The organism is Rummeliibacillus sp. POC4 (assembly GCF_003576525.1).
Classification (GTDB): Bacteria; Bacillota; Bacilli; order Bacillales_A; family Planococcaceae; genus Rummeliibacillus.
The window spans coordinates 180,193-195,284 of the sequence record NZ_QWUA01000004.1 but is presented as its reverse complement, the minus strand read 5'-3'; the positions used below and the strand labels follow the sequence as shown (position 1 = coordinate 195,284).

Genomic DNA, 15,092 nt, shown 5'->3' with positions numbered 1-15,092 from the left:
AATCACTCAATCATTTTCATGAATGAGTGATTTTTTTGCTAACGAAATTTAAACTAGATAAATTCTTTCATTAGTTCATTTAGTTCTTCTTCTTTAATCATGATATCAGCTTTATTTAATGGTTCTTCATGATATCCAATTACTTTTTCTTGGTAAGAAAGTTCATCATCATTTTGATAAATGATTCCAGTAACAAGACCTTCGTGTTCCATTACTGTTTTCATCGCTTCTGCACGATTTGATGAATCGTAGCCTTCAATACTTGAAAGTTTTGTAATATGTTCTTTGAACCAATCATATGTGTTCACTTTATTGTAAGTTACGCACGGGCTAAATACATTGATAAATGAGAATCCCTTATGCTTCATACCTGCTTCAATAATTGCTGTTAGTTCTTTCAAGTCTGTTGAGAAACTTTGTGCAACAAATGTAGCTCCAGAAGAAAGTGCTACTTCTAATGGTTTTAATGATGGTTCAATTGCACCACCTGGTGTTGATTTTGTGACAAAGCCAGCAGCTGAACGAGGTGATGTTTGACCTTTTGTTAATCCGTAGATTTGGTTATCCATCACGACATAAGTGATATCGATGTTGCGTCGGATTGAATGGATTGTATGTCCCATACCGATTGCAAAGCCATCTCCGTCACCACCTGTAGCAATAACGTTTAAATCACGATTTGCCATTTTTAATCCTTGTGCGATTGGTAATGCACGACCGTGGATACCGTGTAAGCCATATGAATTGATATAGCCTGATAAACGACCTGAACAACCTATGCCTGAAACTACTGCTAGTTCATGTGGTTGAATGTCAAGATTTGCTGCAGCACGTTGAATTGCTGCTTGCACTGAAAAGTCACCACATCCTGGGCACCAGTTAGGTTTAACTGTATTACGAAAATCCTTAAATGTTACCATCAGTTAGCAACTCCTTTACGCGGCCAAGTAATTCCAATGGTAGGAATGGTGTACCGTCATATTTTGTTAAGTTTATAATTTTATCGTGGTGTCCCATGTTCAATTTCATAATATTAGCTAATTGGCCAGTTGCATTATTTTCAACAACAATAACTTTTTTAGCATGATCGATTAATGGTTTCATTTCTTCAACAGGGAATGGATGGATCAATCGAATATGTGCATGATTTGTTTTAATACCTTCAGCATCTAGCATTGGGCGAATTTCTTCAATTGCACCTTTGGTAGAACCAAAACCTACTAAAAGAACATCAGCCTCTTCGTTTGGTGCATCAGTAAATACCGGTGTATCAAAATGAACATATTGTAATTTACGGAAACGTTTGTCCATTTGTTTCTTACGATTTCCAGCTGCTTCAGAAGGTTTTCCTTCTTCGTTATGTTCTACCCCTGTAACATGGTGAATACCATATTTTTGACCAGGAACTACACGTGTAGAAATACCATCTTCCGTTACTTCATATCGTTTGAAGTATTGTTTATCTTCTAATTCTGGAAGTTCATCCAAGTTTAATTTACCACGGTTAATCTTGATTTTAGAGTAATCGAACGGTTCTACTGTTTGTTTACCAAGTGAAAGTTGTAAATCTGAAAGAACAATTACTGGTAGTTGTAATTCGTCTGCAATATTGAATGCTTGAATCATATCGTAAAACGCTTCTTCACCAGTTGACGGTGCAATAACGACTTTTGGAATTTCACCATGTGTACCATACAACATAGCCATTAAGTCAGATTGTTCTTGTTTTGTTGGAAGACCAGTTGATGGACCACCACGTTGTGTATCTACAACAACAAGTGGTGTTTCTGTCATTCCTGCTAAGCCAAGCGCTTCCATCATTAATGATAAACCAGGACCTGCAGATGCTGTAAATGCACGTACACCACCGTAGCTAGCACCAATGGCCATAGTAGCAGCTGCAATTTCATCTTCTGTTTGAATCACAGTACCACCAAATTTAGGTAACTTTTTAATTAGGTATTCCATAATTTCAGAAGCTGGTGTAATAGGGTATGCACTCATTATACGAGAGCCTGCAGCTAATGCACCTAGAGCAATTGCTTCGTTACCAATCATAAATAATCTGTGTTTACCATCGCCAGGTTCAAGTTCAAATTTACCAACTTGTTCCTTTAATAACTCATTCATCATTTGATGACCTTTTGCAATTGCTTCCATATTCTTTTGAACTACTGCTTCACCTTTACGGCCAAAGATTTCGTTAACAACACTTTGGAAAACTTCATCTTTAAGGTTCATAAGGGCTGCTGTTGCACCTATTGCAACCATGTTTTTCATAAGTGAAGTTCCTAGTTCAGTTGCAATTTCAGTAAATGGAACAATATATAGTTCTGCTAGGCAATCTTCAGGTTTTACAGGTTTAAATTTAGCATCTGCTAAAATAACACCATCTTTTGTTAGTTCTTTATAGTTAACCTCGATTGTTTCTTGGTCAAATGCTACCAAAATATCTAAGTCATCTGGAATCGTATGTACAGTTGACGTACGTACGTTAATTTTATTATTCGTATGGCCACCTTTAATGCGGGAAGAAAAGTGACGATAACCATATAAGTGGTAACCTAAACGGTTCATCGCTGTAGAGAAAATTTCTCCAGTACTTTCAATACCTTCCCCTTGTTGCCCACCGACTTTCCAAGAAAGCTGATGTAACATCGATCAACATCTCCTTAATATATCACGTATAAGCTTTTTATCCTTCATAAGTTTATCACGAACATGCAGATGAAACTATTGTTATTAAATGATTTCTCCTAAAATCAGACCTTTGACGGAAAAGTTCGTTCATAAATTTTCAATAAACTACTTTCTTTTTATGTATTATTTTTAATCAAAAACAGAAAAAAATACCGAAGTAATTATCCGGTATTTTTATTTATTATTTAATTCAATTTTATCATGTAATATTTTTCATCATTTTGAACCAATGAGAATTCACATTAAGTGTATTTATGAATGCGCTTTTTAAGTAATGATCATTCTTACTATAAAATTTTTCACAATTTAGCGGCTTGCACCTCGTGTCAATTTGCTCCCTCATTCGAAAGAATAAAGGAGCTTTCGACTCAGGCAATCCAGTGCTCTTCAAATCAGAGCAAGCCGCCTTCTCTTTTATTATTTACTATCGTCCTTTTTTTTCGACGAGCAATTTTAATGCTGTACGATCTTCACCAGCTATTAAAATATCCGTAAATGCTGGTGAACATGTTAAATCAGTACCACTCGGAGCTACAAAGCCTCTCGCAATTGCGATTGCTTTCACAGCCTGATTGAGGGCACCTGCCCCAACTGCTTGCATCTCTGCATATCCTTGCTCTCTAATCACTGCCACTAATGCACCTGCTACGGAATTTGGGTTGGAGCGAGACGATACTTTCAATGAATCCACAACTATTCCTCCCTTAGTTTGAAAAATCGGGGACATTTTGATTGTCCATGAAGCATTGTATGCTCACCCTGCATAAAATAGACTAGTTTAAGGAACGAAAGGATAATCAGCATTTATATAAATACGTTCAAAGTATTTAGCTTTACCAGATTTGTTATCAAGTTCAACATAAAAGCCACTAAATACTTCTCTGCCTTGTTTTGGTACTTCAAATCGTGTTGGCATATTTGTTTTAAAACGATATATAACTTTATCTTTGTTCATGCCCAGTACTTCATCGTACGGTCCTGTCATACCTACATCAGAAATAAATGCAGTTCCCCCTGGGAAAATACGAGCATCAGCTGTTTGAACATGAGTATGTGTACCAACTACTGCTGAAGCTTTTCCGTCTAAATTCCATCCTAATGCAATTTTTTCACTAGTTGTTTCTGCATGAAAGTCTATGAAAACAAGCGGAGATATTTTTTTTGCTTCCTCTACTAATTCTTCTGCTTTAGCGAATGGATCTCCATGAGGCGGTAAAAATGTTCGACCATGCAAATTAATGACTGTTATCGTTTCGTTATTTTTTGTGACAGATACCATTCCTTTACCTGGTGCTTCATCCGAAAAATTAGCTGGTCGAATTAAATAATCTGCATCATCAATAAAGTCGAAAATTTCTTTTTGGTCCCATGTATGGTTTCCCATTGTTATTACATCTACGCCCATCATAAGTAAATCTTGATAAATTCCTTTAGTTATACCTCTACCTGCAGCTGCATTTTCACCATTTGCTATAACAACATCTACATTATATTTTCTTTTTAGGCGAGGTAAGTATGATTCAACTGCATCTAAGCCAATATCCCCTACGATGTCTCCAATAAATAGTACTTTCATTTCATCCACTCATTTCCATAACAAAAGGCTTCTCGACCGTAGTACTAAGAAGCCTTTTGTCCATTAAATTATATAAATATACAAAATCATTGATTTTGGCTTTTAAATATACAAAACTTGAAGTACTAAATTCTACTTAGCATATTCAACAGCACGAGTCTCTCGAATAACTGTAACTTTAATATGCCCTGGATAATCTAGCTCATCTTCAATTTGTTTACGAATATCACGGGCTAAGCGATGTGAAGCTAAGTCGTCAATTTGATCTGGACGTACTATAATACGAATCTCACGTCCTGCTTGAATAGCATATGACTTTTCTACGCCTTCATAAGATTCTGAAATTTCTTCCAATTTTTCCAATCGACGAATATAATTTTCTAATGTTTCACTACGTGCACCCGGTCTTGCTGCTGATAACGCATCGGCAGCAGCTACTAAAACTGCTATAACAGATGTTGGTTCTGTATCACCATGATGCGAAGCAATACTGTTAATAACTACAGGATGCTCATGGTATTTTGTTGCTAATTCTACACCAATCTCAACATGACTACCTTCTACTTCATGATCGATGGCTTTACCTATATCATGGAGTAAGCCTGCGCGTTTTGCTAAAGTTACATCTTCACCTAATTCAGCTGCCAATAGTCCTGCTAAATGAGCAACTTCTATAGAGTGTTTTAAGACATTTTGACCATAACTTGTCCGATACTTCATTCTACCAAGAATTTTCATTAAGTCTGGGTGTAAATTATGAATTCCAACTTCAAATGTAGTTTGTTCCCCAGTTTCGCGGATTTGTTCGTCTATTTCTCGACGAGATTTTTCCACCATTTCTTCAATACGAGCTGGGTGGATACGACCATCTTGTACAAGTTTTTCTAATGTAAGACGAGCAGTTTCGCGTCTAATAGGGTCAAATCCTGATAGGATAACTGCTTCTGGCGTATCATCGATTATTAAATCGATACCAGTTAATGTTTCAAGTGTGCGGATATTACGTCCTTCACGTCCTATAATTCGACCTTTCATCTCATCGTTTGGTAAGTTAACGATAGATACAGTCGTTTCTGCAACGTGGTCTGCTGCAAAGCGTTGAATGGCAAGTGATAAAACTTCCCTTGCTTTTTTATCAGCACCCTCTTTTGCACGTGTTTCAGCTTCTTTTGTCATTACGGCAATATCAGTTGATAACTCGCTTTCTACTTGTTTAAGAATAATTGCTTTTGCTTCATCACGAGATAATGCTGAAATGCGTTCAATTTCGGATTGTTGTTTAGCAACAAGTTCTTCCACTTTGCTTTCCATCTGTACAATATGCTGTTGTCTTTCAGTTAGAGCTTCTTCCTTACGCTCTAATCCTGTTTCTCTCTTATTCAGAGCGTCATCCTTGCGATCAAGATTTTCTTCTCTTTGCAATAACCGATTCTCTTGTTTAATAATTTCAGACCGGCGTTCACGGATGTCATTTTCTGCTTCAGTTCGAAGTTTGTGAGTTTCATCTTTTGCTTCAAGTAGTGCTTCTTTCTTAAGAGCTTCTGCTTCTCTCTTACCTTCTTCAATAATAAGTTCTGCAGCACTCTTTGCACCGTTCACTTTTGATTCATTCACTTTTTTCATGACGAAATAGATAACAGCGGCACCGACGATAATTCCTAGCAAAGCGGAGAAGATGATTTCCATCATACAAATACCTCCTCTTGCTGTTTTCATACTCTGTTTCAGTCGGCTTTACATTGATCATTCAATATAGTGCCAATTTCATTTCAATTTTAGAAATAATACAATTTAATTGTATAGTTGATATATTGACCTGTCAAGGATTCACAGTTTTTGGATGTATTCTAATCTATCTGTATCAACTTTTGAATCTTTATGTAGCATAAAGTTGTTATTTAAATCAATTAAAAATGTAACGGAAAATTTTAAATTATCAAACTTAAAGGAGTGCATAAAGATTTTCTTTCTAAAAAAGGTCCTTCAAATTTGAAGGACCTTTAGAAAAATCTATTCTTCATCAAATAATGTTGGATCAACTTCAGAATCTTCTAAGTTAGCGTCTGTAATCTCTCCATTTTCAGCAATACCTGATGCAACACGGATTTTCTGAGCTATTTCTTCTCTAATTTCAGGATTTTCTTTTAAGAATTGTTTTGCATTTTCACGTCCTTGACCTAGGCGTTCATCATCATAGCCATACCAAGATCCGCTTTTTTGTACAATATCCTTTTCTACACCGATATCAAGAATTTCGCCTTCTTTTGAAATCCCTTCACCATACATGATATCCACTTCTGCAGTTTTAAATGGCGGTGCTACTTTGTTTTTCACAACTTTAATCTTTGTACGGTTACCAACCATTTCGTTACCTTGTTTAATGGTTTCTGCACGACGAACTTCTAAACGTACAGATGCATAGAATTTTAGTGCACGTCCACCAGGAGTAGTTTCAGGGTTACCAAACATAACACCAATTTTCTCACGGACTTGGTTGATAAAGATTGCAATCGTATTTGACTTATTAATAATCCCTGATAGTTTTCGTAAAGCTTGTGACATTAAGCGTGCTTGAAGACCCATATGGGAATCACCCATTTCGCCTTCTATTTCTGCCTTTGGAACGAGTGCAGCAACTGAGTCGATAATAATAATATCAATCGCACCACTTCGTACTAATGCTTCTGCAATTTCTAAAGCTTGTTCACCAGTATCTGGTTGAGATAATAATAATTCATCAATATTGACGCCAAGTTTAGAAGCATAAACAGGATCAAGGGCATGTTCAGCATCTATGAATGCTGCTTGTCCTCCATTTGCTTGTACTTCTGCAATTGCATGTAATGCTACAGTAGTTTTACCTGAACTTTCAGGTCCATATATTTCAATGACACGACCACGAGGGTAACCACCAACTCCAAGTGCTGTATCAAGCGCTAAAGAACCACTTGAAGATGTAGAAACTCTACGGTCTGCCTGTTCTCCTAATTTCATAACAGACCCTTTACCAAATTGCTTTTCAATTTGCTTAAGGGCCATATCCAATGCCGCTTTACGTTCGTCCAATCTAGTTCCTCCTTTAAAATGAGTTGTCTTATATTTCTGTTTCTACTATACTTCTTTTTTGAGAAAAACACAAGAAAAAAGCGAACGTTTATTCGTCAAAATTAAATTACTATTTAAAAATGATTACTTAAAAATTCACGAAATACATATTTTAATAGTCTTTTTAATATCGAATTTATTTTTTGACATATCCTTTTTCTGCTAACAGATGGATTAAATAATGGAATGCAAATTTAACAGCACGTAGGCGATTTGTATTACGCATACCCGTCAATTGTAATTTGTAAGTAAGAGGTGGGTCTTGGTCAATCGCAATACCAATCCACACTGTTCCTGCAGGTTGATCGCCATGAGCTTCAGGTCCTGCAGCACCTGTTAAACCTACACCGATATCCGTGCTAAATTTTCCTTTAACAAGTCGTGCCATTTCTCCAGCACATTCAGCACTTACAACACCATAGTTTTCTAAAATTTCTTTTGGCATTCCTAATTGCTCTTGTTTAACCTGTTCTGTATAGGTTACCATCCCACCTAATAATGATTGGCTAATTCCCGGATTTGCAGCAAGCTCTGATTGGAATAATCCAGCTGTTAAACTTTCTGCTGCTGAAATTGTTAAATTATTCGCAATGAGCATTTCTGCTGCTTTGCTTGATAAAGAATCATCATCTTCCCCGTACAGATAATCTCCAACTCGCTCTATGATTTCATTTTTAGTTTTTTTGATCAATAACCAAGCTTGTTCTTCATTTTCAGTCTTTGCAGTAATACGCAATGTTACTTCACCATCAGATGCAAGAGGCGCAATTGTTGGATTTGATTGTTCATCTAACAAATCTTGTATACGCACTTCCAATTCTGCTTCACCAATGCCATAAAAACGCAGTACATGTGATACTATTTTGTTATCTTCATGTAGGCGCTCTGCAAGCTTTGGTTTTGCTTCGAATTGAAACATTGGCTCAATCTCTTTTGGTGGTCCTGGTAACAACATATATATTTTGTTATGAACGTCATAAATCATACCCGGAGCCATTCCGTTCTTGTTAGTCAATACTTGGCTTCCCTTTAAAACTAAAGCTTGTTTGCGGTTATTATCAGTCATAATTCGATTTTGTTTTGCAAAGAAATCTTCAATAGATTTCATCGCCTCTTCGTCTTCTACGAGATCTACATTCAAGTGTTTTGCAATTGTTTCTTTCGTTAAATCATCCTTAGTAGGTCCTAAGCCACCAGAAAAGATAAGTAGGTCTGAACGGGATTCCGCAATTTGAATCACTTCTTTTAAACGTGCTGCATTATCCCCCACAACCGTATGATAATAAACATTAATACCCAATTCTGATAATTGACTCGAAATAAAGCGCGCGTTTGTATTGACAATTTGCCCCAACAACAATTCTGATCCTACAGCAACAATTTCCGCATTCATCAATTATTCCCCCTTTTGTGTAGAAAAAAATGGCTCATTCGTTTGAATAAATCAAACGCCACAAAAGTGGTTGCGAAACGAAAATATTATCTTTCGTCATGCAAAATGAGCCAATATTACTTTATTTTGATTCTAATAAAATTTTGCGGTTTAACCAGAAGTAATCAACACCTGACCAAACTGTAAAGAATAATGCTACATATAGCATAATTGTTCCGAATGGAATACCCCACATTGCAAAGATAATGTTATCCATTAATAAGGATGCAATTGCAATGATTTGTGTCCATGTCTTAATTTTGCCGAGTTGGTTAGCGGCTACAACTTCACCTTGTTCCGCACAAATTAAACGTAAGCCTGTTACAGCAAATTCACGGCTAATAATAATGATAATGACCCATGCTGGTGAAGCGCCCATTTCTACTAATAAAATGAAAGCAGATGAAACTAGCAATTTATCTGCTAATGGATCTAAAAACTTCCCTAGGTTTGTAACTAAATTGTACTTTCGTGCATAATGTCCATCAATCCAGTCTGTTACAGAAGCGATGATAAATATCAAAGCACCTACAAAATGTTCAACTGGTAATGTAGCACCTAATATAGACATATTACCCCAGCCAAAGTCTAACACCATCATCAATACGAAAATAGGTATTAAACAAATTCGAGAGACTGTGATTCTATTAGGAATATTCATTTGTTTCACCTTTCTTAACAAAGGAAAAAGTCATCCTGTTCAGATGACTACTTTTCTTCCTCAAATTTAATAACGATATTTTGAGTATAACGTTCTGCAGGAGTTGCTGCAAATTTTATCTTTTCATCATTTACATATACTGTACCATTAGCTGAAGCTCCAAGTCTAACACGAACGCTTTTCTTACCTGTTGCATCTACGTCAATCTCGTCACCATCACTATACATTTGATCAGCCTTAAATGAGTCAGATTCACTTGAGATCTCTTTACCTGTTTCATCTTGAATACCAACCCATGTACTACCCATAACTTTTACTTTCACCTTAAAGTCTTTCGCGCCTGTAAGAGTATAAGTAGTTGTTACACTATCATTTTCTAAAACACCTTTCGAAATTTTTTGTTTAGTTTTTTCTTCTGGTGAATCAGTTTTATCGGTTGTTTTTTCTTTTGCGCTAGTTTCCGTTTTAGTAGCTTCTTTATCCTTATTACTATTTGTCTTGACGTTTGTTGATTCTACCTTAACATCTTCTTGTTTAGGCTCATCCACAACTTCACTGCTTGAATTATGTTGTTTTAAAAACCAAATTGCAGCAATAATAATGATGATAAATAAGGCAACAATGATTTTTGGCATCCAATCAGAACTTTTCTTAGCTGTCTTTTTTGCTAAAGTTCTACGTTGTTGTGGCTGTTGAATGTTAGTTGTTGCAGTTACATTTTGCACTGTATTATTGGCCGGAATTTCCGATTTAAACGTTTCTAATAATTCATTACTATCTAGTCCTACTGCTTCCGCATATTGCTTAATAAATGCACGAACATAAAATGTTCCTGGCATAATACTATAATTACCTTCTTCAATAGCTGATAAATAGCGCTTTTGAATTTTGGTAATTTCTTGTAAATCATCCAGACTATAGCCTTTTGACACTCTCGCTTCCTTTAAACGAGCTCCTAATTCTGTCAATTGTAAACACCTACCTGTTAAAAATTAAATCCTCCAAAACCACCGAAACCATCCGAATCTTGTAAAAAGCTATTATTTCGCTCTAATACTTCGTATGTAATTTCTTCATCTGGATGATGTCTTAATTCGATAATATAATCAAAGTCATCTATTGTATATTCGGAATGCTGCACAAACATATCAGGGTGCTCAATCACGATAATCGCTGGCAATTGCATAATTTCACGAACTAATTGTTGATGTCGCTCGTCCGATGAACGTCTAGTAACAACACCATCTAATATAAATACGTTATTACTATTAAATTCATCTCCAAGTAGTCTATTGCGCACTGTTTGTTTAATCATAGTTGATGATAAAAATAACCAGCGCTTATTTGCACAAACACTTGCAGCAACAATTGATTCCGTTTTTCCAACTCGAGGCATTCCACGAATTCCTATTAACTTACGACCTTCTTTTTTATAAATTTCAGCCATAAAATCGACAAGAATCCCTAGTTCATCTCGCACAAAGCGAAATGTCTTTTTTTCATCTGCTTCTCGTTGAATATATCTGCCGTGTCGAATAGCTAAACGATCTCTTGTAGTAGGTTGTCGAAATTTGGTGACTTTAATCATTTCCATTGTCGAAACAATACTTCTAAATCGTTCAATTTGTTCCTCTTTTTCAGCTCGTAGAAGCATACCTCTTCGAACTTGGTCGACACCATTTATCGTAACTATATTAACCCTAAGCATACCTAATAATGATGCGATATCACCTAATAATCCGGGGCGATTGATTTGTATTTCATATTCAAAATACCATTCTCTCACATACAACGATCCCTTCTATTATAAAACGCATAAAACATATATATGTTCCATAATAGCTGATTTTTCTATAGATGAAAAGGGAAAAAGAAACGGGATGCATTAAAAGTTTAAAAAACACTTTTAATCATTCCCGAGACTTTTATAAAGACAATTTTTTTTAACTCTTATATTAAATAAGTTTTTACTGCAAATTTTTATTTTGAACTAATTTAACGACACAATTCGCCAATGCTTCTTTCTCATTTTCAGAAGCAACGCCCCATAAATCAGAAAGTACACGTTCTTGTTCATTTTTCGGATCAACATTGTTGGCTAAGTATTCACCAATTTGTACCGCTGCTTTTTGAATTACTTGATTTGTCATACCAGATTGTTCAGCTTGAGCCACATTTTGCCCTAAAAACGATGTCCATTGTTGCCAATTAACCCCTCCTTTACACAATAAGTATGTGTAAAATCAGTTGTTATATGTACCAGCCGCCGTTAATTCTCAAGATTTGTCCTGTTATATAATCAGCCTTTCCAGATTGTAAAAAGGCTACTAGGTGTGCTACTTCTTCAGGAGATCCAGCACGTTCTAATGGAATTTCAGCCAAAAGTTCACGCATTTCTTCGTCATTTAAATGTCCATTCATTTTTGTATCGATTAATCCCGGAGCAATTGCATTTACACGGATTCCATTAAAAGATACCTCTTTTGCATAAGCTTTCACAAAAGAGTGAATGGCTCCTTTAACGGTAGAATATAGTGTTTCTCCCGCTCCACCTGCTTCACCCCATATAGAACCAATCATTGTAATATAACTTACTTGATGTTGTCTTAATTTTGCTGACAACATACCAATAATTTGTATAGGTGTCTGAACATGTACTTTCCAAAGTTCAGTCATTTCTTTAACAGTTGTATCTTCCACTAGTTTATAAAGCGCTTGACCACTAGCTATGACAATTGCTTCTAATGAAAACACAGACTGTACAATCGTAGTTGCTGCTGATTCGGATGTTAAATCTGCCTGAATAATCATGAATTCTTGTTCCGGATAAGACTGCATCATTTCTTCAAGTAGACTTTGCACAACTTCACTATGGTGATTGTACTGCAAATAGAGTGACCAACCATTTTCCGCTAGTTCACGACAAATGGCACTTCCGATTGCTCCGGAAGCGCCTAATACTAATGCAAATTTTTTCATTATGCTTTTTTACCTTCTGCCTTTGAATTGTTTTTAGTATTATTGGCTAGTGGTAAAATTTTAAAGACTGTTTGTTGAGATTCTCCTTGCAGAGATTTAAAAGCTTGTTGGACGTCAGCTAAAGTTAGTTCTTCAATTGCCGAAACAGAGTCAAACAGGTTCATATCATTGAATTTATAACGTGTAAATTGATTTGCTATATATTCAATGGAGTTAAGAGCTCTTAAATTAAAGCCTATTCTACGGCGTTTTACACGTTCCAATTCCTCTTCACCAAATGGCCATTTCTCTTCTGTTTTCTTCAATTGCTCTTTTATAGCTTGTATCAATTTGTCAGGTTGATGTGTATCTGAACCTATCATTGCAAAGCCAAATCCATGTTCTAAAGAAAAATCGTAAGAGTAAGATTCATCGATTAAACCTTCTTCATACACTTTTGTATAAAAATCTGAGGATCTTCCAAATAAGATATCCAATGTCAAACTAATTGCAAGCTCATGTTTTAACATTTCTCGTCCTGATAGATTTGTTTCCTTTGCTTTAAGTCCTACAGAAACTTTTGCTTTCGAAACATCCATATTCAATGTACGTTCAGGTATAGCAACTTCAGATGGTTCATCTACTTCAATCCGCTTAATCGGAGTAGGCTTTGCAAATTCTTTCTTATCTTGGTTTTCACGAATAACTTGCATCATTTTTTCAGGTTCTAATGAGCCAATTGCAAATAGCAACATGTTTGAAGGATGATAGAAAGTATGATAGCAAGTATATAAATGTTCTGCCGTAATTTTATCTATCGATTCGACAGTTCCTGCAATATCAATTTTTACAGGATGTTCTTTAAACATATTTTCGATAGTGCCAAAATATAAACGCCAATCAGGTTGATCGTCATACATCGTAATTTCTTGACCAATAATCCCTTTTTCTTTGTTGACGGTTTTTTCTGTAAAATAAGGTTCCTGTACAAAATTTAATAATGTCTCAGTACTTTCATAAATATGATTCGTTGAAGAAAATAGATAAGCAGTTCTTGTAAATGAAGTAAAGGCATTTGCTGATGCACCATACTCACTAAACTTTTGGAATACATCTCCATCCTCTTTTTCAAACATTTTATGTTCTAAAAAGTGTGCTATGCCATCTGGAACTGTAATTGCTTGTTGTTCACCAAGCGGAACAAAAGAACGGTCTACAGATCCATACTTAGTTGTAAATGTGACAAATGTTTTTGAGAATCCTTTTTTCGGCAAAATGTAGACGTCTAACCCATTTTCAAGCTTTTCATAATATAATGTTTCATCTAGTTGATCAAAGCGAATTGTTTCCATTATTTTTCGTCCTCCATTCCACTCAAGAAATAGACGGTTTCTTTGTGCATTTGTTTAGCCATAGCCACAACGTCTTCTTTCGTTACAGCCTGCCATTTCTTTTGCCAATCTTCTACATTGAAATCTTCATCCAAATCTTTATATTGGTCATATATTTCAATTTGACCACGTGCAGAATCTAATGCTTCTTTTAATTGGTTTTGAAGCATTGCTTTTGTTTGTGTCAGTTCCAAATCTGTTATTTCGCCATTTTGCATAGAGGCTAATTGGTCATCAATCAATTGAATCACTTTCTGCTCATTTATAGCATCAATTCCAGACGTTACATAAACTAAACCATATTGTGCAGAATATGAACTTGAACAATAATACGCCATACTTTCTTTTTCACGAACATTCATAAACAATTTAGAATGTGGATATCCTCCAAAAATACCATTAAAGATTTGCATTTTTGGAAAATCTGCATCTTTGAAAAATACCGGTATTGAATAGCCAATATGCAGTTTTCCTTGTCGCATATCTTGCTTTTCTTTCACATAATCATCAGTTGGTTCAATTTTTGGTAAATCTTTTAGTTTAAATGTTGTTTCTCGCTTTCCAAATGGTAGTACTTTTTTTAGATCCTCTACCATTTTATCTTCATCTATATCTCCCACTACGTAAATATCAATCGCATCTTCTGTAAGCATACGGTGATATGTATCAGTAAGTGATTGAGGTGTAATCGCTTCAATAGCTGGAATTGTACCATTAGCAGAAATAGATGCTGGGTGATTTGGCGCTAAAATTTTTGTTAAGCGATTTTGTGCATAGCGTGATTTATCATCAAATATAGATTGAATACGTTCCTTGACCATTTCTTTCTCACGAGAAACGATATTCTCTTTAAAAGTTCCACCTTCTAAATTCGGCTCAAATAGTACTGTATGCATTAAATCTAATACTTTACCTAGTACATCACCTTGTTTTAGGTATTGGTCATTTACCGTTTCAACATTTAAAATGACAACATGTTCGTTTCCTTTTTTACTTGTATCTAAATACAAAACTGTTCCATATAAATCATCTAAATACATACGCATACTAGCAGTAGATGGGAATTTGGCATTACTGTGTTGCAATACATTTGTTAAAACAGTTCTTTCCGCTGCCTCCTCTACCTCTAAAGGTCTTCTAAATTTCAGTGAAAAATTCACTGTTTTAAATTGATCAGTTACTCTTGTATGAATATGAACGTCTTTAGCTACTTCTATAGTGTTAAACATTCAAACCCCTCCTATCTACTTAATATAACAAACCATTACC

The 15,092-nt window shown here is 35.5% G+C and carries 14 protein-coding genes; all 14 read right to left on the bottom strand.

Going from position 1 to position 15,092, the window contains the following annotated elements; all coding sequences use genetic code 11:
• Positions 1 to 53 precede the first annotated feature (53 nt).
• Positions 54 to 920, bottom strand: coding sequence for a 2-oxoacid:ferredoxin oxidoreductase subunit beta (locus D1606_RS02055; RefSeq protein ID WP_119414359.1), 867 nt, complete (start codon positions 918 to 920; stop codon positions 54 to 56).
• Positions 907 to 2,658: a 2-oxoacid:acceptor oxidoreductase subunit alpha gene (locus D1606_RS02050; RefSeq protein WP_119414358.1), complete on the bottom strand. Its 1,752-nt coding sequence runs from the start codon at positions 2,656 to 2,658 to the stop codon at positions 907 to 909. The genes D1606_RS02055 and D1606_RS02050 overlap by 14 nt, the downstream gene beginning before the upstream one ends.
• A gap of 466 nt (positions 2,659 to 3,124) precedes the next feature.
• Positions 3,125 to 3,391, bottom strand: coding sequence for a stage V sporulation protein S (locus D1606_RS02045; RefSeq protein ID WP_119414357.1), 267 nt, complete (start codon positions 3,389 to 3,391; stop codon positions 3,125 to 3,127).
• An 87-nt stretch (positions 3,392 to 3,478) separates the two neighbouring features.
• On the bottom strand, positions 3,479 to 4,276 hold the full coding sequence (locus D1606_RS02040; RefSeq protein WP_119414356.1) for a TIGR00282 family metallophosphoesterase: 798 nt from the start codon (positions 4,274 to 4,276) through the stop codon (positions 3,479 to 3,481).
• 132 nt (positions 4,277 to 4,408) lie between these two features.
• Positions 4,409 to 5,962 carry a ribonuclease Y gene (rny, locus tag D1606_RS02035; protein ID WP_119414375.1) on the bottom strand — a complete coding sequence of 518 codons (1,554 nt, stop codon included), beginning with the start codon at positions 5,960 to 5,962 and terminating at the stop codon, positions 4,409 to 4,411.
• 324 nt (positions 5,963 to 6,286) lie between these two features.
• Positions 6,287 to 7,342 carry a recombinase RecA gene (gene recA / locus D1606_RS02030; protein WP_119414355.1) on the bottom strand — a complete coding sequence of 352 codons (1,056 nt, stop codon included), beginning with the start codon at positions 7,340 to 7,342 and terminating at the stop codon, positions 6,287 to 6,289.
• A gap of 175 nt (positions 7,343 to 7,517) precedes the next feature.
• Positions 7,518 to 8,774, bottom strand: a complete 1,257-nt coding sequence (locus D1606_RS02025) for a competence/damage-inducible protein A (protein WP_119414354.1) — start codon at positions 8,772 to 8,774, stop codon at positions 7,518 to 7,520.
• A 121-nt stretch (positions 8,775 to 8,895) separates the two neighbouring features.
• Entirely contained in the window at positions 8,896 to 9,474 is a 579-nt protein-coding gene (pgsA, locus tag D1606_RS02020; RefSeq protein WP_119414353.1) for a CDP-diacylglycerol--glycerol-3-phosphate 3-phosphatidyltransferase, read from the bottom strand.
• A 47-nt stretch (positions 9,475 to 9,521) separates the two neighbouring features.
• Positions 9,522 to 10,442 (bottom strand): helix-turn-helix domain-containing protein, encoded by a 921-nt coding sequence (locus D1606_RS02015; protein ID WP_119414352.1) that lies wholly within the window; start codon positions 10,440 to 10,442, stop codon positions 9,522 to 9,524.
• A gap of 17 nt (positions 10,443 to 10,459) precedes the next feature.
• Entirely contained in the window at positions 10,460 to 11,260 is an 801-nt protein-coding gene (locus D1606_RS02010) for a DUF3388 domain-containing protein (RefSeq protein ID WP_119414351.1), read from the bottom strand.
• A 181-nt stretch (positions 11,261 to 11,441) separates the two neighbouring features.
• Complete coding sequence (locus D1606_RS02005) at positions 11,442 to 11,702, bottom strand: DUF3243 domain-containing protein (protein WP_119414350.1); 261 nt, start codon at positions 11,700 to 11,702, stop codon at positions 11,442 to 11,444.
• A 22-nt stretch (positions 11,703 to 11,724) separates the two neighbouring features.
• Complete coding sequence (ymfI, locus tag D1606_RS02000; protein WP_119414349.1) at positions 11,725 to 12,453, bottom strand: elongation factor P 5-aminopentanone reductase; 729 nt, start codon at positions 12,451 to 12,453, stop codon at positions 11,725 to 11,727.
• Positions 12,453 to 13,784 carry an EF-P 5-aminopentanol modification-associated protein YfmH gene (yfmH, locus tag D1606_RS01995; protein WP_119414348.1) on the bottom strand — a complete coding sequence of 444 codons (1,332 nt, stop codon included), beginning with the start codon at positions 13,782 to 13,784 and terminating at the stop codon, positions 12,453 to 12,455. The genes ymfI and yfmH overlap by 1 nt, the downstream gene beginning before the upstream one ends.
• Complete coding sequence (yfmF, locus tag D1606_RS01990; protein ID WP_119414347.1) at positions 13,784 to 15,052, bottom strand: EF-P 5-aminopentanol modification-associated protein YfmF; 1,269 nt, start codon at positions 15,050 to 15,052, stop codon at positions 13,784 to 13,786. Before yfmF ends, yfmH begins: the two co-directional genes overlap by 1 nt.
• Positions 15,053 to 15,092 lie beyond the last annotated feature (40 nt).